19 protein-coding genes are annotated in these 26892 nt (G+C 62.5%); 10 read left to right on the top strand and 9 right to left on the bottom strand.

Translation table 11 applies throughout. The features are described from left to right. Positions 1 to 6 precede the first annotated feature (6 nt). The 4 genes from ureC to ureG are packed head-to-tail and all read left to right on the top strand — an operon-like array spanning position 7 to position 3514. A complete protein-coding gene (gene ureC, locus EDD52_RS04465; protein WP_132242271.1) occupies positions 7 to 1752 on the top strand; it encodes an urease subunit alpha in 1746 nt (581 codons plus the stop codon). 40 nt (positions 1753 to 1792) lie between these two features. Further along, positions 1793 to 2233, top strand: coding sequence for an urease accessory protein UreE (ureE, locus tag EDD52_RS04470; RefSeq protein ID WP_132242948.1), 441 nt, complete (start codon positions 1793 to 1795; stop codon positions 2231 to 2233). Beyond that, positions 2223 to 2870 (top strand): urease accessory protein UreF, encoded by a 648-nt coding sequence (locus EDD52_RS04475; protein ID WP_132242273.1) that lies wholly within the window; start codon positions 2223 to 2225, stop codon positions 2868 to 2870. The genes ureE and EDD52_RS04475 overlap by 11 nt, the downstream gene beginning before the upstream one ends. Further along, positions 2867 to 3514 carry an urease accessory protein UreG gene (gene ureG / locus EDD52_RS04480; RefSeq protein ID WP_132242275.1) on the top strand — a complete coding sequence of 216 codons (648 nt, stop codon included), beginning with the start codon at positions 2867 to 2869 and terminating at the stop codon, positions 3512 to 3514. Before EDD52_RS04475 ends, ureG begins: the two co-directional genes overlap by 4 nt. Before the next feature lie 30 nt (positions 3515 to 3544). Here ureG and arsH read toward each other — a convergent pair whose 3' ends face one another. The 4 genes from arsH to amrB all read right to left on the bottom strand — a co-directional run bounded on the left by arsH (position 3545) and on the right by amrB (position 7557). Continuing rightward, on the bottom strand, positions 3545 to 4255 hold the full coding sequence (gene arsH / locus EDD52_RS04485) for an arsenical resistance protein ArsH (RefSeq protein ID WP_132242277.1): 711 nt from the start codon (positions 4253 to 4255) through the stop codon (positions 3545 to 3547). A 56-nt stretch (positions 4256 to 4311) separates the two neighbouring features. Beyond that, positions 4312 to 5379 carry an ACR3 family arsenite efflux transporter gene (arsB, locus tag EDD52_RS04490; protein WP_132242279.1) on the bottom strand — a complete coding sequence of 356 codons (1068 nt, stop codon included), beginning with the start codon at positions 5377 to 5379 and terminating at the stop codon, positions 4312 to 4314. 63 nt (positions 5380 to 5442) lie between these two features. Beyond that, entirely contained in the window at positions 5443 to 5796 is a 354-nt protein-coding gene (locus EDD52_RS04495) for an ArsR/SmtB family transcription factor (protein WP_132242281.1), read from the bottom strand. A 102-nt stretch (positions 5797 to 5898) separates the two neighbouring features. Beyond that, positions 5899 to 7557: an AmmeMemoRadiSam system protein B gene (gene amrB / locus EDD52_RS04500; protein ID WP_132242283.1), complete on the bottom strand. Its 1659-nt coding sequence runs from the start codon at positions 7555 to 7557 to the stop codon at positions 5899 to 5901. Positions 7558 to 7606: 49 nt separating this feature from the next. On the opposite strand from amrB, the gene EDD52_RS04505 reads away from it, so the two are divergent. From EDD52_RS04505 to EDD52_RS04530, 6 genes are all read left to right on the top strand, one after another. Next, positions 7607 to 9343: an MORN repeat-containing protein gene (locus tag EDD52_RS04505; protein WP_132242285.1), complete on the top strand. Its 1737-nt coding sequence runs from the start codon at positions 7607 to 7609 to the stop codon at positions 9341 to 9343. 17 nt (positions 9344 to 9360) lie between these two features. Further along, entirely contained in the window at positions 9361 to 10473 is a 1113-nt protein-coding gene (locus EDD52_RS04510) for a WG repeat-containing protein (RefSeq protein WP_165907457.1), read from the top strand. Positions 10474 to 10476: 3 nt separating this feature from the next. Next, a complete protein-coding gene (locus EDD52_RS04515; protein ID WP_132242289.1) occupies positions 10477 to 14685 on the top strand; it encodes an nSTAND1 domain-containing NTPase in 4209 nt (1402 codons plus the stop codon). A 189-nt stretch (positions 14686 to 14874) separates the two neighbouring features. Then, positions 14875 to 16395: a trimethylamine methyltransferase family protein gene (locus EDD52_RS04520; RefSeq protein WP_132242291.1), complete on the top strand. Its 1521-nt coding sequence runs from the start codon at positions 14875 to 14877 to the stop codon at positions 16393 to 16395. Between the two features lie 161 nt (positions 16396 to 16556). After that, on the top strand, positions 16557 to 17363 hold the full coding sequence (locus EDD52_RS04525) for an HAD-IIB family hydrolase (RefSeq protein WP_132242293.1): 807 nt from the start codon (positions 16557 to 16559) through the stop codon (positions 17361 to 17363). Further along, positions 17356 to 18576 (top strand): glycosyltransferase family protein, encoded by a 1221-nt coding sequence (locus tag EDD52_RS04530; protein WP_132242295.1) that lies wholly within the window; start codon positions 17356 to 17358, stop codon positions 18574 to 18576. Before EDD52_RS04525 ends, EDD52_RS04530 begins: the two co-directional genes overlap by 8 nt. On the opposite strand, the gene EDD52_RS04535 is transcribed toward EDD52_RS04530, so the two are convergent. The 5 genes from EDD52_RS04535 to nirB form a co-directional block, all read right to left on the bottom strand. After that, complete coding sequence (locus EDD52_RS04535) at positions 18573 to 20315, bottom strand: alpha-amylase family glycosyl hydrolase (RefSeq protein ID WP_132242297.1); 1743 nt, start codon at positions 20313 to 20315, stop codon at positions 18573 to 18575. The genes EDD52_RS04530 and EDD52_RS04535 overlap by 4 nt on opposite strands. Before the next feature lie 182 nt (positions 20316 to 20497). Next, positions 20498 to 21547 (bottom strand): uroporphyrinogen-III C-methyltransferase, encoded by a 1050-nt coding sequence (gene cobA, locus EDD52_RS04540; RefSeq protein ID WP_132242299.1) that lies wholly within the window; start codon positions 21545 to 21547, stop codon positions 20498 to 20500. Beyond that, positions 21544 to 24126, bottom strand: a complete 2583-nt coding sequence (locus EDD52_RS04545) for a nitrate reductase (RefSeq protein ID WP_132242301.1) — start codon at positions 24124 to 24126, stop codon at positions 21544 to 21546. The genes cobA and EDD52_RS04545 overlap by 4 nt, the downstream gene beginning before the upstream one ends. After that, positions 24123 to 24458, bottom strand: a complete 336-nt coding sequence (gene nirD / locus EDD52_RS04550; RefSeq protein ID WP_132242303.1) for a nitrite reductase small subunit NirD — start codon at positions 24456 to 24458, stop codon at positions 24123 to 24125. Before nirD ends, EDD52_RS04545 begins: the two co-directional genes overlap by 4 nt. Then, positions 24455 to 26890: a nitrite reductase large subunit NirB gene (nirB, locus tag EDD52_RS04555; protein WP_132242305.1), complete on the bottom strand. Its 2436-nt coding sequence runs from the start codon at positions 26888 to 26890 to the stop codon at positions 24455 to 24457. The genes nirD and nirB overlap by 4 nt, the downstream gene beginning before the upstream one ends. Positions 26891 to 26892: the final 2 nt, after the last annotated feature.

Genomic DNA, 26892 nt, shown 5'->3' on the forward strand with positions numbered 1-26892 from the left:
CCTACGATGCCAGCCAGAATTTCCCGCGCGGATTATGCCGCGATGTTTGGCCCGACCACCGGCGACAAGCTGCGACTGGCCGATACCGACCTGATTATCGAGGTCGAGCGTGACCTGACCGCCGAAGCCGCAGGCGGCGCTGGTGCGAATGCCGCGGTCTACGGCGAGGAGGTCAAGTTCGGCGGCGGCAAGGTGATCCGCGACGGCATGGGCCAAAGCCAAATCACACGGGCCGATGGCGCTGTCGATACCGTCATCACCAATGCGCTGATCGTGGATCATTCTGGCATCTTCAAGGCCGATGTGGGGCTGAAAGACGGGCGCATCGCCAAGATCGGCAAGGCCGGCAACCCCGACACGCAGCCGGGCGTCGACATCATCGTCGGCCCCGGGACCGAGGTCATCGCGGGCGAGGGCCGCATCCTGACCGCAGGCGGGTTCGACAGCCACATCCATTTCATCTGTCCGCAGCAGATCGAGGATGCGCTGCATTCCGGGCTGACCACCATGCTGGGCGGCGGCACCGGCCCCGCGCATGGCACGCTCGCCACAACCTGCACCCCCGGCCCTTGGCATATCGGGCGGATGTTGCAGGCGGCGGACGCGTTTCCGATGAACCTTGCATTTGCGGGCAAGGGCAATGCCTCGCTTCCCGCAGCGCTGGAGGAACAGGTGCTGGGAGGCGCCTGCGCGTTGAAACTGCACGAAGACTGGGGCACCACCCCTGCAGCGATTGACTGCTGCCTGTCGGTCGCCGATGCGCTGGACGTGCAGGTCATGATCCACACCGATACGCTGAACGAAAGCGGTTTTGTCGAGAATACTGTGGCGGCCATGAAAGGTCGCACGATCCATGCCTTCCACACCGAAGGTGCGGGCGGCGGGCACGCCCCCGACATCATCAAGATCTGCGGCGAAGAGCATGTCCTGCCATCTTCGACCAACCCGACACGGCCCTTCACCGTCAACACGCTGGAAGAGCATCTCGACATGCTGATGGTGTGTCACCACCTTGATAAGTCGATCCCCGAGGACGTGGCCTTTGCCGAAAGCCGCATCCGGCGAGAGACCATCGCCGCCGAGGATATCCTGCACGACATGGGCGCCTTCAGCATCATCGCCTCGGACAGTCAGGCGATGGGCCGTGTGGGCGAGGTTCTGATCCGCACTTGGCAGACCGCCGACAAGATGAAGAAACAGCGCGGGCGCCTTTCCGAAGAAACCGGCGACAACGACAATTTCCGCGTCCGCCGCTATATCGCGAAATACACGATCAACCCGGCCATCGCCCACGGGATCAGCCATGAGATCGGATCAATCGCCGAAGGCAAACGCGCTGACCTTGTTCTGTGGAACCCCGCCTTCTTTGGCGTGAAGCCCGAAATGGTGCTGATGAGCGGCACGATCGTCATGGCCCAGATGGGCGATCCGAATGCGTCGATCCCGACGCCGCAGCCGGTCTATTCCCGGCCGATGTTCGGGGCATTCGGGCGGTCTGTTGAAAACTCTGCCGTCACCTTTGTCAGTGCCGCCGCACAGGATGCCGGGATCGGCGCACGGCTCGGCCTTGCCAAGCAGACGGTCGCTGTCAACAACACCCGCAATGTCGGCAAGTCCGACCTTCTGCTGAACGTTGCAACGCCAGAGATCGAGGTGAACCCCGAAACCTACGAGGTGCGTGCGAATGGCGAGTTGCTGACCTGCGAACCGGCCGAGGTTCTGCCGATGGCGCAGCGCTATTTTATGTTCTGATCGAAACAGCCTACCGGAAAGACCCTTCATGACCACTTTGATGCTGACTGCGCGCACTTATCACGACCACGCCCACGGGCCTGAATTCGCGCAGGTGTCGCTCGATTACGAAGGCCGGTTCCTGCGCCGCAAGGTTCTGGCCACTGATGATGGCCAGCAATTCCTCGTCGATCTGCCCAGCACCACCTCGCTGGACCATGGCGGCGTCCTTTTGCTGGAAGACGGCCGCGAAATCCGCATCGTTGCCGCGCCCGAAGAATTGCTGGAAGTCACCGGCGACGACATGCCCCGCATCGCCTGGCATATCGGCAACCGCCACACGCCATGCCAGATCGAAGCCGGGCGCCTGCTGATCCAGCGTGACCACGTGATCCGCGACATGCTGGGCAAGATCGGCGCGACGGTGCGCGAGGTTGTCGAACCTTTCAAGCCAGAGGGCGGCGCCTATGGTCACGGACGCACCCATAGCCATGCCCACTGACAAGCACATACTGACGTTGGCGCAGATGTTCTCTCCGGCGTTTCCGGTGGGGGCGTTTGCCTATTCGCACGGGCTTGAATGGGCCATTGACTGCGGCGATGTCACCGACACGACGACCACAAAGCATTGGATTGAAAGCGTTCTTCAACATGGCTCGGGCCGCAATGACTGCATCTTTCTGGGGGCGGCATTACGGGCGGATACGCCCGAAGAGGTCGCAGAGCTCGACGCGCTGTGCCGTGCCTTTGCCCCCTCTCGCGAGCGTTTGTCAGAGACGGAGCTGCAAGGCGCCGCGTTCTGCGATACAACCAAGGCCGTGTGGCAGGCTGAATTCGGCTCGCTGTGCTATCCCGTCGCCGTTGGCCGCGCTGCGCGCGCATTGGACTTGCCGCTGGAGCTGACCGGGCAGATGTATCTTCAGGCCTTCATGAGCAACCTTGCCGCCGCCGCCATGCGGCTTGTCCCCCTCGGCCAGACCGATGGGCAACGCCTGATACAAGAGCTGACACAGCTGACCTCCGCCATAGCACCCGAAGCCGTGCAGGCCGATCTTGATGCCATCGGCTCCACCGCATTTCTGTCCGACATCGCGTCGATGAAGCACGAAACCCAGTATTCAAGGATATTCCGCACATGACCCAGATGAACGGCCCGCTTCGCGTTGGTATCGGCGGCCCTGTCGGCGCTGGCAAGACCACCCTGACAGCCGCCCTGTGCGAGGCTTTGCGTGACACCCATTCCGTGGGCGTCGTTACCAATGACATCTACACGCAAGAGGACGCCGAAGCGCTGATGCGGTTGCAGGTTCTTCCGCAGGACCGCATCATCGGGGTAGAGACCGGCGGCTGTCCGCATACCGCGATCCGCGAGGATGCCTCGATCAACCTGGCCGCCGTCGCTGAGATGACAAAGCGCCATCCGGAGGTCGAGATCGTGCTGATCGAAAGCGGTGGCGACAACCTGTCGGCGACCTTCAGCCCGGAACTGGCGGATGTGACGCTCTACGTGATCGACGTGGCCGCAGGCGAGGAAATCCCGCGCAAGGGTGGCCCCGCGATTACGAAGTCGGACATTCTGGTAATCAACAAGACCGACCTTGCCCCGCATGTGGGCGCATCGCTGGAGGTCATGGACCGTGACGCCACGCGGATGCGGGCCGGGCGGCCATTCGTCTTTGCCTCGCTGCGCCACCGCAAAGGCGTGTCGCAGATCGTTTCGCTTCTGGGCGAAATCGGCGGGTTCTCGACCGCCAAGGCCGACGCCATGGCCACCGGGGGCTAGACCCGGTCTACGGCGCCGTGGCCCGCGGGATCAGATGGCCCGTTGGTTCACCCGCCGGGACAGCTCGGCCGCGCTCTCCTTGCGTTCGCTATAGCGGTCCAGAAGGTAGCCGGTCTGATCGCGGGTCAGCAGGGTGAATTTCATCAACTCCTCCATCACATCGACCACCCGGTCGTAAAACGGCGATGGCTTCATCCGGCCTGCATCATCGAACTCCAGATACGCCTTGGGCGTGGAGGATTGGTTGGGGATCGTCAGCAGGCGCATCCAGCGGCCCAGGATGCGCAACTGGTTCACCGCGTTAAAGCTTTGCGACCCGCCACTGACCTGCATGACCGCAAGCGTCTTGCCTTGCGTGGGCCGCACGGCGCCTACCGACAGGGGGATCCAGTCGATCTGGGTTTTCATGATGCCGGTCATTGCCCCGTGCCGTTCGGGCGAACACCAGACCATCCCCTCGGACCAGGTCACAAGCTCGCGCAGCTCCTGCACCTTGGGGTGAGAATCGTCGGCATCATCCGGCAGCGGCAGGCCTGCGGGGTTGAATGTCCGCGTCTCGGCGCCCAGCCGTGTCAGGATACGCGCCGCCTCTTCCGTCATCAGGCGGCTATAGGACCGATCCCGCAAAGACCCGTAGAGCAACAGGATGCGGGCAGGATGAGCAGAGCGGGCAGGGCTTAGCAGCGCGTCCGTATCAATCTCGTGAAAGAGGTCGTCATCAATGTTGGGGGTATCGGTCATGTCTGTGTCCAGTTACGCCAGTTTCTTGTTGCGCCACACTTGGGGGCGCGCGTCCGTCATGTCCGGGTCTTCTCAGCCGGAAACCAGTGCTTTGTGCGGTTGGCGAAGGCGACAAGCGACAGCATTACGGGCACCTCCACCAGCACTCCGACGACCGTTGCCAGTGCCGCGCCAGAGCCCAGCCCGAACAGGCTGATCGCGACGGCAACGGCAAGTTCAAAGAAGTTCGACGTGCCGATCAGCGCGCAGGGTGCAGCCACATTGAAAGGGATGCCCCAGGCCCGCGCGGCGCCATAAGCGATCATGAAAATCCCGTAGGACTGGATCAGCAGCGGCACGGCGATCAGGGCGATCACCAGCGGACGGTCGAGGATGACCTCTCCCTGAAAGCCGAACAGCAGAACGACGGTCACAAGAAGCCCGATGATCGAGAAGGGCTGCACCCGTGTCTTGAAGGCGTCAACCGCAGCCTCCCCCCCTTGTCGGACCAGCCTCTTGCGGGTGAAGAAACCCGCTGTCAGGGGCAGCAGCACGTAGAGGCACACCGACAGCAGAAGCGTGTCCCACGGCACAACAATGTCGGTGACCCCCAGCAGGAAGGCCACGATAGGCGCGAAGGCGAAGATCATGACGACGTCATTCACGCTGACCTGCACCAGCGTATATGTGGGGTCGCCGCGCGTGAGGTTCGACCAGACGAAAACCATCGCGGTGCAGGGCGCGGCCCCCAGCAGAATGACCCCCGCCAGATAGGCCTGCGCATCCTCGGGCGGGATCAGGCCCGCAAAGACGTAGTTGAAAAACACAACGCCCAGCGCGGCCATGGTGAAGGGTTTGATCAGCCAGTTGACCACCAGCGTCACAACGAGGCCCTTGGGCTTGTCCCCGACATGGGACAACGCCCCGAAATCCACGCCCACCATCATCGGGTAGACCATCGCCCAGATCAGCACGGCAACCGGCAGGTTGACCGAAGCGACCTCCAACGAGGCCAGAAGCGCAAAGACGCCCGGAAACAGGTTGCCAAGCAACAGACCGGCGCCAATGGCCAGCGCCACCCAGACCGAGAGCCAGCGTTCAAACGTACCAAGGCCGGCCGTTGCGGGATGAAGTGTATCGGACATGTGAGGAATCTCTGGGTTGGGGAACGGTGCGGTAGGGCTTCGGTCGGGGGGCGCCGCCCGTAATCAGGGGCCGTGGGCCTTGCCCATGCAGCTGCAGGCAATGTCGTCAAGGAAGGGGCGACACATCTCAGGGTTGCCGCCGCAGCAATCCTCCAGCAGGAACGACAAGAGCCCGCCCATTCCCCGCATATCGGCAAAATAGCGGATACCCCGGCCCTGTCTTTCGTTCCGGACAAGGCCCGCGCGCGCAAGGATTGACAGGTTTGCGGACATGGTGTTCTGGCGCACGTCGAGCTGCGCGCTGATTTCGCCGGCCATCATGCCTGCATCACCAACCTTGATCAGCAGGCGGATAACGTCCAGCCGGGTGGGTTGACTGAGCGCGGCAAAGGCTTCGAGGGCGTCTTTCTTTTCCATATATCATGATTTATTGAATTGATTGAGCCGAGTCAATCTGCGACTTGCTCTTCCGGTACAAGTATTCGGCGCCTCTTTGGCTGTGCGTAACCGGACCGGTTACTACTGCCCTGCCCGCAGCATTTCGAAGTAGTTCGACACCGGGATAAGCCGCAGCGCAACCGTGCCCTTGGCGAAACGTCGCAGTTCGACCAGCGCGCCCGAGACTTCTCCGGTCTGATCGAAGAACAGGTTCCCCATCGAAAACGCCGCCTGAAGCCGCCCCCCGCCATGCACCGTCACCGTGGCAGAGGCTTGATGCGTATGCGCCCCGATCACCGCCATCACCCCGCAATCTGCAAGCCTTTCCATTGCGGCGCTCTCGTCCGGGCCGGGACTGTTCGTGTAATCGGCGCCCCAGTGGGTCAGGATGACAATCGGAAGCTCCGTTTGCAGGTCGCAGACCAGATCGAGTTGGTCAGGGTGGCGAATGACCGGGTGATCGTAAAAGAACCCTCGCTTGAAGCTGAGAGGCAGCAGTGCCAGGTCTGCGATCTCTTGCAGCTCTCCATGCATCAGCGGTTTGATACCGGCGGCTGACAGAAGCTCTCCGCTGATCTCCAGCCCCTCCAGACCGAAGTCATGGCCATGGTTGTTGGCGGTATTGGCGGCCGTTGCCCCGATCCTGCGCAGAATAGGCACTGCCAGCCGCTCCAGCATCAGATGCTGAACGGAATTCGCCCCGGCGGGATGTTCCGGCAATATCACCCCTTCAAGGTTAATGATGAAAGCGCCGTCCCCGCGCCGCAAAGCCAGATCCCTGATCGCCGGGCCAAGTCGATCCTCGTGCAGCGTGCCCGTCCAGCCACGCCCAAGAAACACGTCGCCACCAAAAACCACGCGGGTCTGATCCGGCCAGTCCAGCCGCGAAAGCGCGCCCGGATCGGGCGCATAGAGCGTGACGATATAGCTGGTCGTTGGCCCATTCGAACTGCCGGGCACATAGTCATGCGCGTGGCGATGCGCCACCACCATCGGCTTGCCGCCCAGAAGGCCCTGCAACCGCATTTGAAGATATTGCGACGCCTTGCTGTCCATATGCGCGGGTTGAGCAAGCGAAAGCACCGCCTGCGGATCGTTTGCCGCGATCACGCCAAGCGTTTCGATATCGCGCTGCACGGCGATGTCGCGCGGCAGGAAATGAGAGTAGTCCGTCGATTGCACGACCAGCACATTGTCCGTCAGCTGGGGGGCGATCAGCGCGATTGCCGCCTCCCATTCCTTTGGGCGGCTTGCTGTTGCTGTGGTAATGGCCGTCACGGGCACACCGGGAAACAGTGCGGCGATGAAGGGTGCAACCGCATGGATGGCGTGCTCGCGCGTCGCAGCACCCACGTCAGAAAAGAGGGAGGGTCGCGAGGCCAGCTGTGCTGACAAAGAGCCTGCGGGGACCCGTCCCATCACCGTGTCCAGAGGGGCGCTCAGCACACCGAACGGCGTCTCAAGGCTGCGGAAATGGTCAGGGCCGATCAGGATGATATGATCAACCTGCTGCCCGCTTGCCACCCGCAATCCCCGCACGATCAGATCGGCAGCAAGGATGTGATGTGGCACCGTCACGCCGGTGATGCGCGCGTCAGACACAACCTGCTCTGCCTCCAGCGCGGCAGTAATGAGCCGGGCATCCCGCGCCGCCGTGATGAAGCGCGACGAGGTCTGCGCCGCCACTGACTGTGACCAGACCAGCAGCAAGACAAGGAAACAAATGCGTGACCGAAACATCAAAACCCACTAGCGTCGTGCGAGAACTTTGCATGAATACCTATCGCCCATGAAATTTCCTGTCTTCCTCTTTCTCTGGCTTGCCCTTGCGCTGCCCGCTTCGGCAGAGACCCCTTCGCCCGTTCTGTCGTTGCGCGAAGTCACCGTGCCACAGGATGCCGGCAGGGTCCCGGTGGCCGGTCAGGGTGCCTGGCGCGATCACGTGCAACTCGTGTGGTCCCCGTCGGCCAAGACACTGTCGCGCCGCAGCTACCGGATCTTCGATCCTTTCGCCGAGGACGGCTTTGACCTTTTCTGGCAACCCCGTGATCCCGCTACGGACAAGGCCGGGCCATTGACGGGCGAAGGCATCCTGACATGGCGCCGGAAAGGCAGCTTTCGGCAGTCCGAAGACGGGATCGCCGCCCAGTTCATCGGGCATATGCAGGATGGCCGCGCCACGGGGTTTGGCCGTTTCTCCGATGCGTCTGGCCTGCGTTACACGGGCCTGTGGCGGGGCGGGCTGATGCATGGGGCGGGACAGCTTCAGACGGCACTTGGTGACGCGCTTGTCGGCACGTTTCAGGACGGGCTTCCCGCCGGGCAGGGTCGGCTTGTCGATGTCACGGGCGCGACCTATGCGGGCCCCTTTGAAAACGGTGCGCCGCTTCTGGCACAATCAGGGCCGGCCGGGTTGGCCATCGCGTTGAGTGTCGGTGGGGACAGGGATTTCTGCTGCGGTTTTCGCGGGCCGGACCTTGGCTATGCCAGCCTGTCGGAGCCCGGCAAACTGTCGATCTTTCCGGACGATCCGAGGCTGATGGATGCGTGGCGCGGCCGCGCGAACGTGGTCGTTCAGGACCCCGTGGAATTTGACTGGGCCCGCGCGTTGGAGTGGCAATACAGTTTTCTGAACTACCACAAGGATCTTCGCACGACTTTGCCGCTGCGCTTTGGCCTTCGCAACACGACGACACAGGGCGCGCAGATTATCGGCGCCTATCTTGATATCGACAGGTCGCGCATCGATGCCCAACCGATGATGCAGGCCGTAGTGCTGAAGCCGCTCAGCCCGTCCAACACCGATTTCAGCCTGGAGAATTACGGCTGGTCCAGTGCTACTGACGTAACCCTGACGGCGCGTTTCGTACGTGGCGACGCCGAAACCCCGTCATTCACGATGTCCCTGCCGGATATTGAGGATATCAATGCGTTTTCCTTCATCCCCGTCCTGCGCGACTTTGGCGTTGCAACAGACCGCCTGCCAGAGGTCGCGACCGCCTGCGCGGGCCAGTTCGGCCAAGACAGCAACCCGGCGGGCTGCACGGATCGCATTCGTCAAAGCGGCATTTTCGGCAACCTTGCGCCCTTGCTCACTGAAAATGAAGGTGCCAGCAGCTTTGGCGTGAATTTCAAGGGCACGCTGGGCTATGGCTGGCTGGACGCAGATGGCGGCAGGCGGCGGACAGAGGCGCCGTTCGAGGGTCATATCCCACTTGCCGCACTGACCAGCCGGGCCGAATGCGAGGGTGGCGATTTCGAACCGGTGAACCTTGGCCAGCCTTTCGACATGGAGCTTGCCGCCGATGGCTACCGGATCAACATGCCCGTCTTTGGCGGCGTGCAAGCGGGCGAGGAGCGCCGCTGGGAAGTGCTTCTGGATGCCGCGAAATCCTCCAACCATGACATGCGGGTGGTGATCCTGCTGGCGGATGGGCGCGAGGTCGTCTCGCGCGACATCGCCGCCCTGATTTTCAACGCCCGGCGCTACAGCGCCGACATCAGACCGTTTCAGCCAAGATGTTGAGGGTTTTGGTCCTCCTGATGGCGCTGGCCACCGCTAGCCAAGCGCAAGAGATGGTGATTGCGCCACACTATGACGGCGCGGGAACATTCCATGCGGGCATGGCGCCGGTAAAGGTTGGTGAGCTTTGGGGTTTCGTCGACCGCACCGGCAAGATGATCGTCGCGCCGCAATATGCGAATGTCCGCCCCGGTCAGGACGGCGTGCATCTTGTGCAGGACGAATTCCAGTCTTGGCGCGCATTGGGGCCGAATGTGGAGGATGCCAATTGGGTCTCCTACCGCGATATGATGAGCTACAAGAACGGCTGGGCGAGCGTTTGGCAGCGTTCGGGGAGCGAGGAGAAATGGTTCCTGATCGACCTGGAAGGCGACCGCACCTCCAGCACGGGTTTTGACCAGATGATCGACTGGGACCCGCCCTTCGCGCTCGTTCGCGAGGCGGGGTCACTCTACGTGATCCATGTCGGAGAGTTTGGATATGTCAACGCGGTTGAGGTGCCCGAGTTTTCGGCCTTTCGGAATGCGACCGGCCTGTCTGGCCTGACGGGCAGGCACTTCATCGCCACGTCACCGCAAGGCCACGCATTGCTGGAGATTCGCTTTGACGATTATCGTCCTGAACCGATGATAGCGGGCAGCATCTGGGACCAATCAACGCGTCAGGAAGCCCGTTTCAGCCGCCTCTCACCGCCCAGCGAAGGCTACGTCGCCTTGCAGCGGCAAGACGGCGCGTGGGGGTTCTACCACCTTGCGACCGCGAATTTCGTCTGGATGGGCCGTTTCGAACAGCTGCGCAGCTTCTCCGAAGGCTATGCGGCGGTGAAATCAAACGGCAAATGGGGGTATATCAACCGCCGCGGCGAAGTGGTGGTGCAGCCGGTCTATGACCGCGCATATGACTTCCATGACGGGTTTGCGGTCATCCGGCAGGGCGAATTGCGCGGCTTCATGTCAATCGACCCGGATCGCGGCATCACGGAATTCATCGCTCCGCAATATCAGGACGTCTTTCGCTTTCGCGAAGGGCTGGCACCGGCGAAGGCGGATGGCAAATGGGGCTTTGTCAGCAACGGACAGGCCCCCGCGCCCGAACTGATCCAGTCGGGCGTCCAGAAACTGGTTCCAAACTGATCCATGTCCCGCCGGTATCGCCTGTTCCTGTCCTCCCCCGGTGATGTCGCCACCGAACGCGGGATCGTGGAAGAGGTCGTCCGGCGGATCAATGACCGGCTGGGCGACGACGGGTTCGACCTCTATCGCTGGGAGGCGGAGCATTACACCGCCGCGTCCACCTTTCAGGACCAGATCCCGCATGCCAACGAATCCGATCTGGTCATCTGCATCTTCTGGAAACGGCTGGGCAGCGAGTTGCCAGAGGAATTCGCACGGCCGGACGGGTCGATCCCCACCGGGTCTGAATACGAATTCGAACAGGCAATCCAGCAAGCCACCTCGTCGGACGATCAACTGCCCGACATCTATGTCTATCGCTCCGAAGAAGAGGTCACCTTCTCGCAAAAGACGCTGGAGCTGGAAAAGCTGCAATTCGACAAGCTCGAAACGTTCTGGAAGCGCTGGTTCCGCAATGAGCGCGGGCATTTCACCGCCGCCTTCGACACCTATACAGACGACGCCCAGTTCGAGGCCAAGATAGAGGCCGCGCTGAACGATTGGCTGTCCAAGCGACAGGGAACGGCCGTCTGGACCGAAGGATCGCCCTTCCGGGGTCTGCAACCCTTCGAGGCAAAGCATGCCCCGATCTTCTTTGGCCGCCGCCGCGAAACGGCTCGTGCACGCGCCCGGCTGATGGTGCTGGCACTGGCAGGCCAGCGCTTCTTGCTGATCTCCGGGCCTTCGGGATCTGGCAAATCCTCGCTTGTGCGCGCAGGGCTGATCCCGGCGCTGGCACGCCCCGGCGCGGGCGATGTGCTGCCAGATCAGCGCCTTCACATTGCAACCTCGCCCGCGCTTCTTTGCCCAGATCCGGACCATGCGCCCGACTGGGCCCTGCCGCTTGCACGGGTCGTTTTTTCCCATCCCGATTTGGCCAAGGCGCTCAGCGCGGGCGATTTCGCTTCACCAGAGGCGCTGGCCCCCCTTCTGGCGACGGGCGCGCCCGCTGCGACGCCCCTTGTCGGCGCGCTGAAGAGGATTGGCGACGGTTTGATCCCAGCGCGCCCTGTGGGGCTGGTTCTATTGATCGATCAGCTGGAAGAGGTCTTTGCCTGGCCCGACCCGGACCCGTTCTTCGCCCTGTTAGATGCCTTGGCACGTTCAGCGCCCGGTGCGGCTGGCATTACCGTCATTGCCACCATGCGATCGGAATTCCGGCACCGGCTTCCAGAGATCCCAGCGCTTGCGAAACTTGTGCAGTTCGATGCCGTGCCCGGCCCGGACGATCCCGACCCGGTGCTGGACATCACTCTGCCTGCCCATGCGGATATTCGCGACATGGTCGAAGGGCCAGCCGCCGCTGCGGGGCTGACCTATGAAGGCCCGGTTGGCGACGTGCCAGCGCTTGTTTCCCGCATTGAGGCCGAAGCCACCCCCGCCGCCCTGCCTGCCCTGCAATACCTGCTGACCCAGCTGGAACTGCGCAGCACGGACAGTCTGATGACGCATGCCGATTTTGACGAGCTGGGCGGCGTGGCGGGCGTGATGGCCCATCAGGGCGAAGAGATCATCGCCCGCGAGGGTGCCGATCACCTGCCCGCCATCATTCGTGCGCTGGTAAAAAGCGGCACACCGCCCACGGCGCGGCGGGTTGAGACGCAGGTGCTGACCGCAGACCGCGCGATAGCCCGGACCGTGGCGGCCTTCGTTGACGCGGGCCTGATCGTTTCGGACGGCACGACGCTGCGATTGGCCCATGAAAGCCTGATCACTTCTTGGGATCGCCTGACCCAGATTGTGGAACGCGAACGCCGCCTGTTCGACGCCCGCGACCGTCTGGCCGCACTGACCCCGCGCTTTGTAGCGGGCGAAATCGGCCCGCTCGAAGGGTTTCTTCTTAGCGAAGCGCAGGAACTGTCCGACGCCTGGGGGCCCTCCTTGGTCGCAGAGGCGCATCCGAAGCTGCCGGAATTCATCGCAACCTCGATCAAGGCGGCCCGTAACAAACGCCGACGCAAGGTGGCGGGCTTCGCCTCGCTTGGCTTTGCTGTCGTCGCGGCGGCCATCGGTTTCGGGCTTTATCAGGCGAGCGTGGCGGCCGAACGCGCACGTATCGTCGCCGCCACCGAACGCCAATATGGGATCGCGCAATCGGAAAGCGCCACGCGCGAAGGCAACCGCGCAGAGGCGCTGGATTTTGCGCTCTTCGCGCATGAGCGCGGGCCGAATGCAGATACGGCCTCGCTCATCATCGAGAAATCATTACTCCTGTCCTCGCCCGGTCATTTATGGACCCGCACGGGCGAGTTCGAGGCCGTCACCTGGGACAGCTCTGGCCGTCTGATCGCGGCAACCACGGCGGCAGAGATCGTGACGCTGGGCGAAGATGGTCAATCGACACTGGCCCGCATCCCGCAGCTTGACCCGTCCCTTCATCCCGGCACCCAACCCATCAAAAAGATGGCCGCGCTGCCGGACGGTAGCCTCGTCTTCCTGACACGGGACAGCAAGGCGGCCGTTCTGGACCCAGCGATGCTGACGGGCGATGCGGCGCAGCCTGGCTGGATCAGCCCCGACAATGACGGCACACCGACCGCTCTTGGCGAGCTGCTTTTCGACACCAGTGCCTCTGCCATTGCGCCCCTTGGGGCGGGGCTGGCTGTCGCTATCAGGAACGACCGCACGAACGCGATCAACCTCACCCGCTGCCCCGCGCTGCCACCCGTAGACTGCACGACGATGCGCGCGCCCTTGGGTGGGAACAGAACCCCGATCACCATATCCGGCGAGCTGCTTGTTTCCGCCACACTTCCCGCCATGCGCTACCTCAATATCGCGGGTCAGGCGCTCGCCGTGGAGCCATCGCAGGTTGATATCTTCGTGGAAATTGATGCTGAAGAACCTCTTCCGCGCGCATCAGGCATTGCCGCCAACGACGATCTGGTGACGGTTTTCATGACGCAAGGGCCGCAGGATGCGCTTTCCAGAACGGTGCGGCTGTCTACCGGTGAATACTTGCCTGGCCTCGCCGCTGACCGTGGGTTGTTGGGAACAGACACATTCGTGACGGGTTCGGCGCTTTCTTCGACCCCGCAAAACCGGCTTGTCGTCGGATTGGCGCAGAACCTTCTTGCGCTCAAACGCGTCACGGACCCAGAGCTGTCAGAGGTCATCACCTTCTTTCGCCATCCTGCGGCCACCGTGGCCGACATTTCCTTTCACCCTGACGGGGACCTTTTGGCGCTGCGTCACCACGACCGGTCAGTCTCTGTCTTTTCGCTACGCCGGATGCGCGAGGCCGGGCCGCTGACCCGATTGCCCACGGCGTCTGACGCGATGCCCGCAATCCATGTGCGCCAGAATGGCGAGGTGCTCTACGCTGGCCAGACATTGCCCAATGGCGCCCGCCTTGAAGGGCCGGACAGAGGTCCGCTCGTCTTCATGGCCAGTGGTCCGGGTGGAGAGGTCGCAGGCGTGGACGGCGCCAGTGAGGCGTATCTTTGGTCCCCCCAAGACCCCACAGAACCGCGACAGATCGGAACGGCCGAAAGGCTCGCCTATACTGTTGACGGGCAACTTGTACTTGCCGCGCCCAGTGAACTGCGGGCGGGCGACGCACGCACCCTGCCGGAAACGGGGACTGTGATTGGCGGAGTGGTCGCAGACCCTCTCACACCGGGGCGCGTCTTCTACAGCGACAGCGCTGGTCGTCTGTGGCGGTGGGATATCGGCCCTGACGCGCCCGTCCTGGCGGTTCCCGAGGCGGATAGTGGCGACGACACTGCGGGCCTTTCGCTTGCGGTCGACCCAAGCGGGCGGTGGCTGACCTCAACACGCTCGGACACACAGATCAGGATCTACGACCTGACCGGCGAAATTCGCCCGCCAAGACTGGAACTGGACAGCGCCAACAGCAAGGTCGTCGATTTCAGCCCCGATGGGCGGCATGTTGCGGCGTTGACTGCCGCCGGGCGCGTCCATGTCTGGGCCTTCGATCCGACCAGCGGGACCGCAGAGCGCATCTTTTCGGCAGATCCGATGCCCCTGCCCGTCCCCTATCTTCCTGACAGCACGAGGGCGGCCCAATGGATCGACTGGCAGGACGATAGCCACATCGCCATCGCCACATCGCACGGGGAGGTGCTGTCGATGTCCATTGATGTCGATCTTTGGGAGGCACATGCAAGGCGAATCCTGCCGCGTAGCGTTCCTGTGCAGGCTGCGAATTGATCCTGCCGCGATACGGCCTGATAGCCTGCGCAAGCACAGATCAGACACGAATTTGGCCAAAACCGGTCAAATGATGTCGCCACAGAGCTTGCCCGGCCCGGCCTTGCGACCGCAGACTTGCAGCGAAGTCACATGCCGAATGGCGACCTGCACCCCCGCAGGGGGCAGAACAATTTGGGAGTTTTCGCGATGACCGCAGCGCGCAGCAAAAGAGCCGGACGTGAACAGCGGCTTGCGAAACGGGCCGCGAAACCGGTCTTTGATCCCTGCCCGCCCGGACAGCGCGGCGGCGCTTACAAGCCCCTGACCGAAAGCGAAATCCAAACCATCTTTGACACGGCCCTGCGCCTTCTGGAACAGCTTGGCATGGGCGAAGTTCCTGCCCGGCTGCAGGCGGACCTGCTGGCCGCAGGCGCGACCGAGGACGGTCGGGGCCGACTGCTCTTTCCCTGGGCGATGGTCGAAGCCACGCTGAAAATGGCGGCAAAAACCTTTTTTCTGCACGGCAAGGATGCCAGCCGTTCGATCGAGGTGGGCGGCGACCGTGTCTATTTCGGCACTGGCGGGGCGGCGGTGCAGACCCTTGATATGGAGAGCGGTGTCTACCGGCCCTCCACCCTCGCGGATCTGCATGACTTCACGCGATTGCAGGACACACTCGCCAATGTCAGCTGGTTCACGCGTTGCTGCGTTGCGACGGATGTTCCCGATAACCTCGATCTGGATGTGAACACGGTCTACGCGCTGATCCGCAACACGACAAAACCTGTGGCCACGTCTTTCACGCTTGCCGCGCATGTCGCCCCGATTATCGAGATGCTGGACATCGCAGCCGGTGGCCCCGGCGAATTTGCGAAACGGCCGTTTCTTGCGGCGCATATCAGCCCGGTGATCTCTCCGATGCGGTTCGGCGAAGATGCGGTCGACGTGGTGTACGAATGCGTCCGTCACAACATCCCGATGAGCTGCATCACCGCGGCGCAGGCGGGCGCGACGGCCCCCGCCACGCTGGCCGGGTTTCTTGCGCAATCGCTGGCTGAAACACTGGCAAGCCTCGTGATGGTCAACGCCATCAGCCCGGGCTTTCCGATGATCTTTTCCAACTGGCCCTTTGTCATCGACCTGCGCACGGGTGCCTTTTCCGGCGGCAGCGGCGAGACGGCGGTTCTTAACGCCGCATCAGCGCAGATTTCCAACTGGCTGGGCCTGCCTTCGGGCGTCGCCTGCTCCATGTCGGATGCCAAGGCGATCGACGCGCAATACGGCATGGAAAAGGGCATCACCTCACTGGCGGCGGCGCTTGCGGGCGGCAATATGATCTATGAAAGCTCCGGCATGACAGCCTCGCTTCTGGGCGTCAGCTTCGAGGGCTTCGTGCTGGATGACGAGATGCATTCCAACACATATCGCGCTTTGCGGGGGATCGAGGTGACCGAAGAGAACCTTGGCTTTGATGCCATATGCGACGCGGTGCTGGGCGATGGTCATTTCCTTGGCGGCGCGCACACTTTCGCCGCGATGGAGCGGGACTATTTCTACCCCACGCTGGCGGACCGGAACGAGCCGCGCACATGGGCACAGTCCGGTGCGCGGGATGCCTGGGACCTCGCGCGCGACCTTGCAAAGCAGATCCTTGACAGCCATCACCCCACCTACCTGACAGAGGCTCAGGACAAAGCCATTCGCGAGAAGCTCAACATCCTTCTGTGAAAACTGCGAAATTGACCCACCGGGCGCATGTCAGGTGACACTGGTGGGTCAGGGCAACGGGCTGCGGGCGTGCGCCTAAACTTTGGGCGCCTGTAAAAATTCGCCTGCGAATGAGGCGATCCACGTTGCAGCCAGTGCCGGATCGCAGCAATGTGGCGGCCATGACACAAGCGCCTCCTCTCATGGTCTTTACCGATCTCGACGGTACTTTGCTTGATCATGACAGTTATCGCTGGGATGCCGCGACACACGCGCTGGATGCGTTGCGCGCGGTCGGCGCCGCCGTTGTTCTGGCCAGCAGCAAGACCGCGGCAGAGATCATACCCCTTCGCGAAGAGCTGGGCTTTTCCCACTGGCCTGCAATCGTGGAAAACGGGGCCGGCCTGCTGGCGGCTAGCGAAACCCATGTTGGCCCTACTGCGGATTATGAGCGACTGCGGACGCTCTTGAACAAGGTGCCAATGGGGGTCCGAACGGGCTTTCGCGGTTTTGGTGATATGACAGTGGCGGAGGTGGCACAGATCACCGGCCTTGCCACCGATGCCGCCACCCTGGCCAAACAGCGCGCCTTTTCAGAGCCGGGGCTTTGGGCAGGCAGTGACGAAGGTCGCCGGCATTTCATCGCCACGCTTGCAGAGATGGGCGTGTCGGCGCGCGAAGGCGGCCGGTTCCTGACGCTTTCTTTCGGTCAGACAAAAGCCGACCAGATGGCGACAATCATCGATGAATTCCGGCCGGGGCAGACAATGGCCCTTGGCGATGCCCCGAATGACGTGGAAATGCTGCAAACCGCAGGGCTCGGCGTCATCGTGGCCAATCCTCACCGCCCGCCGCTGCCGCCGTTGCCCGGCGAAGGGACCGGGCGCATCATCCGAACCGACCGACCCGGCCCGATTGGCTGGAACTCTGCGGTGCTCAGCGTCGTTGAACGGCTGGGAAAAGACAGGAAAGACAATATTCATGGCTGATTTTCACCAGAACGGCAACGTCGCGACGATGCACAACCTGCGCACGCGCTCCAGCGAGGACCTGACCTACCAGCTGGAAACCTTCGCCCAGACCCGCAAGATCACCCTGATCCTGCCCAGCCTCTATTCCGAACTGGAAGGCGAGGCCCTGCCCCATATCCTGTCAGAGCTTTCGAAAGCCAAATACCTGCACAGGATCATCATCGGGCTCGACCGCGCGGATGAGGCGCAATATCGCGAGGCCAAGCAGTTCTTCGGCTGTCTGCCGCAAAACCACATCGTGATCTGGAACGACAGCCCGCGGATGCTGGAGCTGGGCGCGCGTCTGGAAACGATGGGTCTGGCCCCGGCAGAGCAAGGCAAGGGCAAGAATGTCTGGTCCTGTCTGGGCTATCTTCTGGCCTGCGCCGACAGCGACGTGATGGCCATTCACGACTGCGATATTCTGACCTATGACAGCGACATGCTGGCACGGCTGGTCTTTCCTGTGGTGAACCCGAACTTCTCTTATCAGGTGTCCAAGGGCTATTATCCGCGCATCGGTGGCGGCAAGCTGAACGGGCGGGTCACGCGGCTTCTGGTCAGCCCGCTGTTGATTGCGCTCAAGCGCGTCGTGGGCGACCGCGATTACCTCGATTACCTGCGCAGCTTTCGCTACCCGCTATCGGGTGAATTTGCCATGCGCACGGCGATCCTGCCGGATCTGCGTATCCCGTCGGACTGGGGGCTGGAAATTGGCGTTCTGTCAGAGGCATGGCGCAACCTTGGCCCGAAATCCGTCTGCCAGGTCGAGATTTCGGATGCCTATGACCACAAGCACCAGTCGCTGAGCGAAGAGGACGCCGCCGCCGGGCTGAACCGCATGTCGACGGATATCTGCAAGGCGATCTTCCGCAAGCTTGCCGCCGACGGGACGATCTTCACGTCCAATATCTTCCGCACGCTGAAGGCCACCTATTACCGTACGGCTCTTGACCTGCTGGAGGCCTATTACAACGACGCGAAGATGAACGGCCTGTCCATCGACCGCCACAGTGAGGAACGCTCGATCGAGCTTTTCGCCGAGAACATCATGCGCGCGGGTGCCTCGTTCATCGAAAACCCCTATGAGACGCCGTTCATCCCGTCATGGAACCGCGTGCATTCGGCGGACCCGGACTTCTTGAAGGACATGCGAACCGCTGTCGCCGCCGATGACGCCGAATTCACCTAGTTGCTGATCCAGCGGCACTGATAGGGCGCAAGGGTGATTTCCTCGGTGTTGGAATCGAACGCATCGCCGCTGAGCAGATCTGTCCAATGGGTGTCGTCGATCATGTTGATATCGGCGGTGGAAATCGATACCTCCTCGTCGCTGATATTGTGCAGCGCGAAGATGGACTGATGGCGCTTAAGGCTCTGCCGCCACAGCCCGAAAACCCGGTCGTCACCGACATTCAGCGTGAACTGTGTCGCATTGGGGTGGAACGCCACTTGCTTCTTCCGTATGTCCAAGCGCCGGGAAAACGCCGCCATGACCTTTGACTGGTTCGATTGCGGATCTTCCAGCAGGCCGCGCAGGGTCGGGTAATCCCAGTTATGCCGGTTGATTGCGCGGTTCATGCCGCGCTTTTCGACCTGCGCGTGATCATTGGGCGTGGCCAGCATGGAGTGGATGTAGAAGGCGGGGATACCCTCCAGCGACATCACGATGGTCTGGGAACACAGGAACCGTTCAAGGTGATAGGCGTCCTCCCCCTTGAACGTGCGGCTCATCGCGTCCCAGAAGGTGGTGTTCAACTCGTAGGGGGACTGCCCCCCGTCCGGCAGCGTGCGCATCGACACGAGCCCGCCCAGATCCTTCACCGTGTCGATCACCCGGCCGATTTCCTCGGGCGGCAGCACACCCTCGGCCGGACGCATACCGATGCCATCGTGGCTTGCGGTGAAGTTGAGGTAAGTGCAGCCCAGCGGCGCGGGCGGCATTCCGCGCTGCCAGCGCCTGAGATGCTTCGACGATCCCGACATCATCGCGTGCAGGATCAGCGGCGGCAGTGGGAAATTGTAGATCGCATGCGCCTCGTCATGGTTGCCGAAATAGCTGAGGTTTTCGGCCTTGGGCACGTTGGTTTCGGTCAGCAGGACGACCGGCTCTGTCGCGTAATCGCACAGCGTGCGCAGCAGTTTGATCACCGCATGGGTCTGGGGCAGGTGGATCGACTTGGTCCCCGCCTCTTTCCAAAGGAACGCCACCGCGTCCAGCCGGATGATCCCGACACCATTGTCGATATGCAGGCGTATAATCCGCAGGAATTCCAGCAGCACTTCGGGGTTGCGGAAATCCACGTCAATCTGGTCATGGCTGAACGTGCACCACACGTGGCGCGGCCCGTTCACCGTCTCGACCTCCTGCAAAAGCGGGGTAGTCCGGGGGCGCACCACCTCTGACAGGTCATCCTCGGGCGAGGCTTCGAAGAAGAACCTGTCATAAGGCGCCTGGCCCTGACGATAGGCGTTGAACCAGTTGCTTTGGCTGGAGACATGGTTCAGCACCAGGTCCGACATCAGCTTGAAGCTACCGGCGATCCGGTTGATATCCGACCATTCGCCAAGCTGCGGATTGACCGATCGGAAATCCGACACTGCGAACCCATCATCCGACGTGAAGGGAAAGAACGGCAGGATGTGGACGCTGTTCACGGTCCCTTTGAGATAGCGCAGCAGGAAGTCGTACAGCAGATCAAGCGGCTTGTGCGCCCCGTCAATCAGCGAGTTCCCATACGTGATAAGAAGCGCGTCTTTTTCAGACCAGCGCGTGTTGCTGGGATGCTGTCCCCGTTTGCGCCGGGCTTTCCCTTCGGGCCAGAACGCCTCGACGATCTGACTCGACAGGATATCGGCATCGAGGTCCGGATAGATTTTCCGCACATGCGTCAGCAGCGTGCGGTTGAAGGAGGATGTTAGCTCGGTCATGGTCTGCTGGGCCCCGGAATGGTCTCGAACCTGAAAACTGCCGGAATTTTGACCATCTCACAACCACGACCCCTGAAAATAGTCGCGGATCGGGCCGCGTTGAGACCGCAATCGCCCTCGGAATGGGCAGATGCGCCCGTGGCGGTTGGCGCGTTTCCCGCATGCCCCGGCACCGGGTTGTGTCAGACGCAGGCCTGTCCAGCCTCTCCCCCGATCCGGAGGGAGCTTTCGCCGGACGCCAAGGCACAATCCTTGGGCAGGCTTAGGAAAATGATCGTTCGGTTCTTGATCCCGTTGCCTCGCAACGTGTCCGCAATCGCTGTCGGCCCGCAGCGCAAGGCACGCTGGCCCGGCATCTGCGCATCTGCGACGATCTCCACCTGAATGTGATCGCGCCACGCATGATCCGAAAGGGTGGCCTCGATCCGTCCAGCCTCTGCCACGCCCATGTAGATGGCGACCTTGCACCCCGGGCGCAAAGCCGGGAGCCAGTCAGCATCCGCCCCGGCAACCTCTGTTCGGCCGGTCGTCAGGACCAGCGTGTCGATGGTCCCGCGCTCTGTCAGAAAGCCACCGGTTGCTGCGGCAGCCGCGCTGGCTGCGGTCACGCCCGGCACGATTTCATAGTCGATGCCTGCCATGCGGAGCGCGTCTGCTTCCTCGGCGCCGCGCGCGAATACGCCGGGATCGCCGCATTTCAGCCGGACAACGCGCTTGCCCTGCTGCGCCGCCACGACCAGCGCCTCACTGATGCGAGCTTGTGACCAGGAATGGCGGCCCGGCGCTTTACCGACATAGACAAGCTCTGCCTCGGGTCGCGTCAGGTCCAGCAGCTCCGGATCAACCAGACGGTCAAAGAAGACGATATCCGCAGCCTCAAGCCGCCGGACACCACGCAAGGTGATCAGATCCTTTGCCCCCGGTCCCGCCCCGACAAGCGCAACGGCATGATTGCCGCCGCGGTGGTCTGCCGCCCGACCCGTCGCCAAGCGGTCGCCTTGCAGATCGTTGGTGCCCCCCAGAAAGGCCGAGCGCCACAGCCCGCCCAAGCCCTGCGGTGCTGAACCGGACCGGGGCTGCGCTGCACCGCGAAACGAGGCGAGGGCACCAGCCCGCGCACCCACGCCCGGTATCGACGGCCCCAACGCCTCTGTCCGGGCGCACTCACCGCCTGGTGCGAATGCCCGCGTCACAGCGCGCGCCAACATGTTGGGGATCTGAAACAGGGTCATTCGGCTGCCACCTTCATCTGTGCTGCTGCGATAAGCCCCGCCAATTCGGACCGGCAAGAGCCGCAATTCGTACCCGCGCAGGTTTGTTCGCCCAGCGCCGCAACCGTTGTCGCCCCCGAGGCGATGGCGCTGCGCAGCGTGTTCACACCCACATCGTGACAGGCGCAGACGATGGCGCCGGGATCGGGTTGAGACTGGCCCGCCCGCCCGGACAGTGCCAGCAACACCTCGGCCTCGGTGCCGATCTGGGACACGGCATGCCTGCGCGAAAGCGCCACCGGTTCAGGCCCCGCAAACAAGAGCGCGACAAGCCTGCCTTCGCGGCGGATCGCCACGCGGGTCAGATGTCTGCGCGGATCATGCATGGAAGCGACCTCGCCATCGGCAATGCCGGTCAGTTGCCGGATCATGGCTTCCCAATCGTCCGGGGCGGTCTCGCCCGCAAGCTCTGCCTGCCAGCCCGTCGGCGTCTTGGCGATGGCGGCATAACCCGTCTGCGGCGTCAAAGGCTCGGCACTGGCTAGAAATCCGTACCAGGCTGCGTCATATCGTTCGACCCTGACAGGCGCGTGCTTGAAGGATGGCTGCCCGGAAACCGGGTCCACGTCAGCGCGGGTCGCGACGTTCACCCTGCCTGCCGATGTCAGCTGCCCGGTCCAGTGCATAGGTGCGAAAGGTGCGCCTTTTGGCGCGGTCGCGCTGATCCAGACGCGCAGGATCGCGTCGCCACCCGACGCCCCGCGCACCCTTGCCAGATCGGCCGGGCGAAGGCCGCACGCTTCGGCATCGGCCGGGTTGATCTCTAGATAGGGTTCAGCCAGATGCGCGCTAAGCCGGGCGGATTTACCGGTGCGTGTCATCGTGTGCCATTGGTCACGATTTCGCCCGTTATTGAGCATCAGCCCGGTCGGCACCGCAGCAGTTGCGGCCGGGGTCGCAATCATCCTTGCGCGCCCATCGGGATGAAAGAACGCCCCGTCGCCGAAGAACCGCGTGTCATCCTGCGGCCACTGGCGCGGCGCCATGGTTGCATAGTCAATCGCAGCCCATGCGGAAAGGTCCAGATCCTTGCCAAAGCCCTTCGCCGCTTTGGAAAGGGCCACGTATTCCGCAAAGATTTCGGACGGATCGGCATAGTTGAACGCCTCGCCCCACCCCATTGCCGAGGCCACATCGCAGATGATCCGCCAATCGGGGCGGGCCTGCCCCGGCGCGGGCAGAAACGCCCGCTGGCGCGAGATGCGCCGTTCGGAATTTGTGACGGTGCCGTCCTTTTCGCCCCATCCGGTTGCAGGCAGCATGACGTCTGCCAGATCGCCCGTATCCGTCCCCGCCATGATATCGCTGACCGCCACGAACGGGACGTTTTCGATGGCTCTCGCCACATGATCTGCATTCGGCATACTGACGGCGGGGTTGGTCGAGATCACCCATAGCGCCTTGATCCGCCCGTCCGCACAGGCATCGAACAGATCAACCGCCTTCAACCCCGGCCTGGTGCAGATCGTGGGGCTTTGCCAGAAAGCCTGCACCGCTGCGCGATGATCTTCGTTCTCGATGTCCAGGTGGTTCGCCAGCATATTTGCCAGCCCACCGACCTCTCTACCGCCCATCGCATTGGGCTGGCCGGTCACGGAAAACGGGCCCATGCCCGGCTTGCCGATGCGACCCGTCGCCAGATGACAATTGAGGATCGCGTTCACCTTATCGGTGCCGATGGAGGATTGGTTCACGCCTTGCGAATAGACCGTGACAACCTTCTCTGTTCCGGCCCAAAGGCTGTAGAATTCTTCAAGCTGCTGCGTGTCCAGCCCCGTCACCGACAGATCAGTTCGGCGCGCTTCTGTCACGGCATCAAGGCACCCGTTCACATGGTCCTGGACAAATCCCAGATCAATCGCGTCCGTCGCCGCCAAATGCGCAAGAAGGCCGTTGAACAGGGCCACATCCCCATCCGGAGCGACGCCCAGATGCAGATCGGCCAGATCGCTGGTGGCAGTGCGGCGCGGGTCGATATTGACCACCCGCATCTCTGGCCGGGCTTGCTTGGCAGCGACGATGCGCTGGTACAGAACCGGGTGGCACCACGCCAGATTGGACCCGACCAGCACGATCAGATCGGCCTCTTCCAGATCCTCGTATGTGCCGGGGACGGTGTCGGTGCCAAAGGCGCGCTTGTGGCCGGCAACCGAGGAGGCCATGCATAGCCGCGAGTTGGTGTCGATATTCGCCGCGCCGATGAAACCCTTCATCAGCTTGTTGGCGACATAGTAATCTTCGGTCAGGGATTGGCCGGAGACATAAAGCGCCACCGAATCCGGGCCGTGGTCCCGAATGGCCGCGCGGAACGCATCAGCCACGCGGTTGATGGCCGTATCCCAATCGGCAGGTTTGCCGTCGACCCGAGGTGCCAGTAAGCGACCCTCCAGATCAAGGGTATCGCCCAGCGCCGCCCCTTTGGAACACAGACGCCCCAGATTGGCGGGATGCGCGGGGTCGCCCTTGATGGTGCCATCCGCGGCCGCCAGAACGCCGCAACCAACGCCGCAATAGGGGCAGGTTGTGCGCGTCAGCGTCATGCGACGGCCCGGGCGCGCAGGAATGTGCCGTCCAACAGGATGCGACCGTCCTGAACCCGCGCCGGATAGGTTGAAACCTGCCCCTCATCCACACCCATGACGCTGCCTGTCTCAAGCGAGATGGCCCAATTGTGCAAGGGGCATGTCACCGCCTTGCCATGCACGATGCCCTCGGACAGTGGCCCCTTCTTGTGCGGGCAGGCGTTATCAAGGGCAAAGACCTCGTCCTCGGCGGTGCGGAACACGGCGACACAGCCATGCGCCGTCTTGACCACGCGGGCACCGCGCCGCGGCACATCGTTCAACTCGGCAATATCGATCCAGTCGGTCATTCCGCAGCCTCCAGGGTAAGATTTGCAAGCGGTTGATAGGACTCCGCACGTTCCTTGACATGTTCGGCCCAGGGATCTGTCCGATAGATGGATTGCGACAGCTCGAACCGTTCGACCAAAGCCTTGCGGCTTTCGAGATCATCGACGACGCGCTCTTTCACCCAATCGAGCCCGACCTTCGCGATCCACTTGTAGGGACGGTCAAGGTATTTGCCGTTCTCGCGGTAGAGCTGCATGAAGGCGGTCGCCAGTTCGATGGCATCCTCTTCGGTCGCCGCGTCGGCAAGACGCTCTGTCTCTTTCACATCCATACCGGCCGCGCCGCCCACGCCGATCTGATAGCCGCTGTCCACACAGACGACACCGATATCCTTGCAGGTCGCCTCGGCACAGTTGCGCGGACATCCCGACACGGCCAGCTTTACCTTGTGCGGCGTCCACGATCCCCACAGCTTTTTCTCAAGCTTGATGCCAAGGCCGGTGCTGTCCTGCGTGCCAAAGCGGCAATGATCCGTGCCAACGCATGTCTTTACCGTGCGCAGACCCTTGGAATAGGCATGGCCCGACACAAGCCCGGCCTTGTTCAGATCCGCCCAGATCGCAGGAAGATCCTCGCCCTTCACGCCCAGAAGGTCGATCCGCTGGCCCCCCGTCACGTGGACGGTCGGCACGTTGTATTTCTCGGCCGCGTCGGCAATGGCGCGCAGTTCGGCCGGGTTGGTCATCCCTCCCCACATGCGCGGCACAACGCTGAACGTGCCATCCTTCTGGATGTTGGCGTGCTTGCGCTCGTTGATGAACCGGCTTTGCGGGTCGTCCTTGTAGTCCAGCGGCCAGTCGGCCAGCAGATAATAGTTCAGCGCCGGACGGCAGATGTGACAGCCGCAAGAGGTTTTCCAGCCGCATTCCTGCCAGACGGCGGGCATGGATTTCAGCTCTTGCGACTTGATCATCCGCCGCACGTCTTCATGCGTCATGTCGGTGCAGCCGCAGATGCTTTGCGCGGCGGGCATCTTGAAATCATCGCCCAGCGTGACAGACAGAACCTGCTCGACAAGCCCGGTGCATGTCCCGCAAGACCCCGAGGCCTTGGTGATGGCACGAACCGCGCCAAGGTCGGTCGCCCCGCCCGCAATCGCGTCTTCGATCTGACCTTTGCAAACGCCGTTGCAGCCGCAAATTTCCGCGTCACGCGGCAATGCTGCAACGGCTGAGAGAGGGTCCACGGGGGAGCCTCCCTGATAGGCGGGCCCGAAGATCAGTGTCTCTCGCATGTCCGAGATGTCTTCACCGTCGCGGATCAGACCGAAGAACCAATTGCTGTCCGACGTATCGCCATAGAAGACGGCGCCTTTCAGCTGATCGTCTTCGATAACGAGACGCTTGTAGACCCCGCGCGACGGATCGCGGAACACGATGTCTTCGCGCCCTTCGCCATCGGCGAAATCACCGGCACTGAAAAGATCGCAGCCGGTGACTTTCAACTTGGTCGACAGCTCTTTCGGGGTAAACGCGGCAGGCTGGTCCAGCAGTGTCGCCGCCACGACCTTGGCCTGATCGTAAAGCGGGGCGACAAGGCCAAAGAGCTGCCCGTCGAATTCCACGCATTCCCCGACCGCCAGAATATCCGGGTCAGAGGTCACCATCTGCGCATCGACGCTGATGCCGCGGCCAACGTCCAGACCTGCATCAGTCGCCGCGCGTGTCTCGGGGCGGATGCCTACGGCCATCACCACCAAATCGGCGTCATAGACGGTGCCGTCTTCCAGCAGGACGGCCTCGGCGCGGTCCTCGCCAAGGATCGCCTTGGTCGCGCCCTGGCAATGCACCTTGATGCCGCGCTTTTCGAGATCCTTTTGCAGCAGATAGCCCGCCGCCGGATCAAGCTGCCGCTCCAACAGGTGTCCCATAAGGTGAATGACCGTCACCGACATGCCGCGCAGCGCCAGCCCGGCTGCCGCTTCCAGACCCAACAGCCCGCCACCGATCACCACGGCGGATTTGCCCGGTGCATCTGCGGCATTGATCATCGCGTTGGTATCGTCCAGATCGCGGTAGGCAATCACACCGGGCTTGTCATGACCGGGCACCGGAATGATGAACGGCGCAGACCCCGTGGCGATCAGCAGCTTGTCGTAAGGGACTTCGCCCTTCGTGCCAATGACGACCTTGCGGTCCCGGTCGATCCCGGTCACCGGCTCTCCGAAACGGCAAGTCACGTTGTTCTGCGCATACCAGTCGTCGTCATGGGTGACGATTTCGGCATAGCTCTTCTCGCCCGACAGGACGGGGGACAGCATGATGCGGTTGTAGTTTCCGCGCGGCTCTGCGTTGAACAGGGTCACGTCATACGCTTCGGGGTCGGCGTCGATCAGACGTTCCAGCGCGCGGCCAGAGGCCATGCCAGCGCCAATGATAACCAGTTTTTTCATGT

It is taken from the genome of Primorskyibacter sedentarius (assembly GCF_004342065.1).
In the GTDB taxonomy this organism is placed as follows: domain Bacteria; phylum Pseudomonadota; class Alphaproteobacteria; order Rhodobacterales; family Rhodobacteraceae; genus Primorskyibacter; species Primorskyibacter sedentarius.

Coding starts and splice junctions, on each gene's coding strand:
- ureC (WP_132242271.1), top strand. CDS start 7: ATGCCAGCCAGAATTTCCCGCGCGGATTATGCCGCGATGTTTGGCCCG.
- ureE (WP_132242948.1), top strand. CDS start 1,793: ATGCTGACTGCGCGCACTTATCACGACCACGCCCACGGGCCTGAATTC.
- EDD52_RS04475 (WP_132242273.1), top strand. CDS start 2,223: ATGCCCACTGACAAGCACATACTGACGTTGGCGCAGATGTTCTCTCCG.
- ureG (WP_132242275.1), top strand. CDS start 2,867: ATGACCCAGATGAACGGCCCGCTTCGCGTTGGTATCGGCGGCCCTGTC.
- arsH (WP_132242277.1), bottom strand. CDS start 4,255: ATGACCGATACCCCCAACATTGATGACGACCTCTTTCACGAGATTGAT.
- arsB (WP_132242279.1), bottom strand. CDS start 5,379: ATGTCCGATACACTTCATCCCGCAACGGCCGGCCTTGGTACGTTTGAA.
- EDD52_RS04495 (WP_132242281.1), bottom strand. CDS start 5,796: ATGGAAAAGAAAGACGCCCTCGAAGCCTTTGCCGCGCTCAGTCAACCC.
- amrB (WP_132242283.1), bottom strand. CDS start 7,557: ATGTTTCGGTCACGCATTTGTTTCCTTGTCTTGCTGCTGGTCTGGTCA.
- EDD52_RS04505 (WP_132242285.1), top strand. CDS start 7,607: ATGAAATTTCCTGTCTTCCTCTTTCTCTGGCTTGCCCTTGCGCTGCCC.
- EDD52_RS04510 (WP_165907457.1), top strand. CDS start 9,361: ATGGCGCTGGCCACCGCTAGCCAAGCGCAAGAGATGGTGATTGCGCCA.
- EDD52_RS04515 (WP_132242289.1), top strand. CDS start 10,477: ATGTCCCGCCGGTATCGCCTGTTCCTGTCCTCCCCCGGTGATGTCGCC.
- EDD52_RS04520 (WP_132242291.1), top strand. CDS start 14,875: ATGACCGCAGCGCGCAGCAAAAGAGCCGGACGTGAACAGCGGCTTGCG.
- EDD52_RS04525 (WP_132242293.1), top strand. CDS start 16,557: ATGACACAAGCGCCTCCTCTCATGGTCTTTACCGATCTCGACGGTACT.
- EDD52_RS04530 (WP_132242295.1), top strand. CDS start 17,356: ATGGCTGATTTTCACCAGAACGGCAACGTCGCGACGATGCACAACCTG.
- EDD52_RS04535 (WP_132242297.1), bottom strand. CDS start 20,315: ATGACCGAGCTAACATCCTCCTTCAACCGCACGCTGCTGACGCATGTG.
- cobA (WP_132242299.1), bottom strand. CDS start 21,547: ATGACCCTGTTTCAGATCCCCAACATGTTGGCGCGCGCTGTGACGCGG.
- EDD52_RS04545 (WP_132242301.1), bottom strand. CDS start 24,126: ATGACGCTGACGCGCACAACCTGCCCCTATTGCGGCGTTGGTTGCGGC.
- nirD (WP_132242303.1), bottom strand. CDS start 24,458: ATGACCGACTGGATCGATATTGCCGAGTTGAACGATGTGCCGCGGCGC.
- nirB (WP_132242305.1), bottom strand. CDS start 26,890: ATGAAAAAACTGGTTATCATTGGCGCTGGCATGGCCTCTGGCCGCGCG.